General features: G+C 55.8%; 2 rRNA genes. Both read left to right on the top strand.

The features are described 5' to 3' along the window. Positions 1 to 5: 5 nt before the first annotated feature. Positions 6 to 3,150, top strand: a 23S ribosomal RNA gene (locus PJL15_RS22490). A gap of 170 nt (positions 3,151 to 3,320) precedes the next feature. Then, positions 3,321 to 3,437 (top strand): 5S ribosomal RNA (gene rrf, locus PJL15_RS22495). The last annotated feature ends 1 nt before the right edge of the window (position 3,438 follow it).

Consider the following 3,438-nt stretch of genomic DNA (forward strand, 5'->3'; position numbering starts at 1 on the left):
TGTGTGGTCAAGTTTTTAAGGGCACACGGTGGATGCCTTGGCATTAGGAGCCGAAGAAGGACGTAGGAATCTGCGATAAGCCTGGGGGAGTTGATAACCGAGCGTTGATCCCAGGATGTCCGAATGGGGAAACCCCGCACAACGCCTTTCGGGGTGATTGTGTGACCCGCATCTGAACACATAGGGTGCGTGGGGGGAACGCGGGGAAGTGAAACATCTCAGTACCCGCAGGAAGAGAAAACAAGAGTGATTCCGTTAGTAGTGGCGAGCGAACGCGGATGAGGCTAAACCGTTTCCATGTGTGATAGCCGGCGGGCGTTGCATGGGCGGGGTTGTGGGACTTTCCGTTCTGGTTCTGCCGGGCCAGTGAGGTGAGAGTGCGTGCATAGGTGAACGGTCTTGAAAGGCCGGCCAGAGAGGGTGTGAGCCCCGTAACCGTAATGTTGTGTGCCGCCTGGAGAGTATCCCAAGTAGCACGGGGCCCGAGAAATCCCGTGCGAATCTGTCAGGACCACCTGATAAGCCTAAATACTTCCTAATGACCGATAGCGGACCAGTACCGTGAGGGAAAGGTGAAAAGTACCCCGGGAGGGGAGTGAAACAGTACCTGAAACCGTGTGCTTACAATCCGTCGGAGCAGTCTTGTTACTGTGACGGCGTGCCTTTTGAAGAATGAGCCTGCGAGTTAGTGTTACGTCGCGAGGTTAACCCGTGTGGGGTAGCCGTAGCGAAAGCGAGTCTGAATAGGGCGAGTGTAGTGGCGTGATCTAGACCCGAAGCGGAGTGATCTACCCATGGCCAGGTTGAAGCGACGGTAAGACGTCGTGGAGGACCGAACCCACTTCAGTTGAAAATGGAGGGGATGAGCTGTGGGTAGGGGTGAAAGGCCAATCAAACTCCGTGATAGCTGGTTCTCCCCGAAATGCATTTAGGTGCAGCGTTGCGTGTTTCTTGCCGGAGGTAGAGCTACTGGATGGCCGATGGGCCCTACAAGGTTACTGACGTCAGCCAAACTCCGAATGCCGGTAAGTCAGAGCGCAGCAGTGAGACTGTGGGGGATAAGCTTCATAGTCGAGAGGGAAACAGCCCAGACCACCAACTAAGGCCCCTAAGCGTGTGCTAAGTGGGAAAGGATGTGGAGTTGCGAAGACAACCAGGAGGTTGGCTTAGAAGCAGCCATCCTTGAAAGAGTGCGTAATAGCTCACTGGTCAAGTGATTCCGCGCCGACAATGTAGCGGGGCTCAAGTACACCGCCGAAGTTGTGGATTTCACACAAGACCCTAGCCTTCGTGGTTCAGGGGTGTGGAGTGGTAGGGGAGCGTCGTGTGGGCAGTGAAGTCGCGGTGGAAACCAGCGGTGGAGCCTACACGAGTGAGAATGCAGGCATGAGTAGCGAAAGACGGGTGAGAAACCCGTCCGCCGAATGATCAAGGGTTCCAGGGTCAAGCTAATCTGCCCTGGGTAAGTCGGGACCTAAGGCGAGGCCGACAGGCGTAGTCGATGGACAACGGGTTGATATTCCCGTACCGGCGAAAAACCGCCCATGCCAAGCGGGGGATACTAACCGCCCGGAGCCTGCCCGCTCACCCTTGTGGTGTTGTGGGTTTTGGCCGAGCGCGGGACCTGATCCCGGGAGGTAAGCGTATTAACAGGTGTGACGCAGGAAGGTAGCCGGGCCGGGCGATGGTTGCCCCGGTCTAAGGATGTAGGGTCAGGGATAGGCAAATCCGTTCCTGTGTGCTTCGAGCACGTTCCTGAGATCTGATGGGACTCCCGTAAGGGGGGATCCGGTGATCCTATGCTGCCAAGAAAAGCATCGACGCGAGGTTTTAGCCGCCCGTACCCCAAACCGACACAGGTGATCAGGTAGAGAATACCAAGGCGATCGAGAGAATTATGGTTAAGGAACTCGGCAAAATGCCCCCGTAACTTCGGGAGAAGGGGGGCCTGCCCCGTGATGGAGACTTGCTCTCCGTGAGCGGGTGTGGGCCGCAGAGACCAGGGGGAAGCGACTGTTTACTAAAAACACAGGTCCGTGCGAAGTCGCAAGACGATGTATACGGACTGACTCCTGCCCGGTGCTGGAAGGTTAAGAGGACCGGTTAGCTCTTCGGAGCGAAGCTGAGAATTTAAGCCCCAGTAAACGGCGGTGGTAACTATAACCATCCTAAGGTAGCGAAATTCCTTGTCGGGTAAGTTCCGACCTGCACGAATGGAGTAACGACTTCCCCGCTGTCTCAACCATAAACTCGGCGAAATTGCAGTACGAGTAAAGATGCTCGTTACGCGCAGCAGGACGGAAAGACCCCGAGACCTTTACTATAGTTTGGTATTGGTGTTCGGAGTGGCTTGTGTAGGATAGGTGGGAGACGTTGAAGCCCGGACGCCAGTTCGGGTGGAGTCATCGTTGAAATACCACTCTGGTCACTTTGGACATCTAACTTCGGCCCGTGATCCGGGTCAGGGACAGTGCCTGATGGGTAGTTTAACTGGGGCGGTTGCCTCCTAAAAAGTAACGGAGGCGCCCAAAGGTTCCCTCAGCCTGGTTGGCAATCAGGTGTCGAGTGTAAGTGCACAAGGGAGCTTGACTGTGAGAGAGACATCTCGAGCAGGGACGAAAGTCGGGACTAGTGATCCGGCGGTACATTGTGGAATGGCCGTCGCTCAACGGATAAAAGGTACCTCGGGGATAACAGGCTGATCTTGCCCAAGAGTCCATATCGACGGCATGGTTTGGCACCTCGATGTCGGCTCGTCGCATCCTGGGGCTGGAGTAGGTCCCAAGGGTTGGGCTGTTCGCCCATTAAAGCGGTACGCGAGCTGGGTTTAGAACGTCGTGAGACAGTTCGGTCCCTATCCGCTGCGCGCGCAGGAAATTTGAGAAGGGCTGTCCTTAGTACGAGAGGACCGGGACGGACGAACCTCTGGTGTGTCAGTTGTACTGCCAAGTGCATCGCTGATTAGCTACGTTCGGATGGGATAACCGCTGAAAGCATCTAAGCGGGAAGCTCGCTTCAAGATGAGATTTCCATACACATATTGTGTGAGAGGCCCCCAGCCAGACCACTGGGTTGATAGGCCGGATGTGGAAGCGAGGACTAAAGACTCGTGAAGCTGACCGGTACTAATAGGCCAACAACTTACACCACACAACACACACTGCACGCGTCCACTATGTGGTTCCCAACCAACAACCCCCTAACAGGGGTTGCACCCAGGAACCAACAACACAACTACATATAGCTGAACAACACCAGCACCACAGTTGTAACCACACAGTCTTCCCACCCCCACACTCTGGGGGAGCGGGTACAAGGGTTACGGCGGTCATAGCGTGGGGGAAACGCCCGGTCCCATTCCGAACCCGGAAGCTAAGACCCACAGCGCCGATGGTACTGCACCCGGGAGGGTGTGGGAGAGTAGGACACCGCCGGACA

It is taken from the genome of Paenarthrobacter nitroguajacolicus (assembly GCF_029952445.1).
GTDB lineage: Bacteria > Actinomycetota > Actinomycetes > Actinomycetales > Micrococcaceae > Arthrobacter > Arthrobacter nitroguajacolicus_B.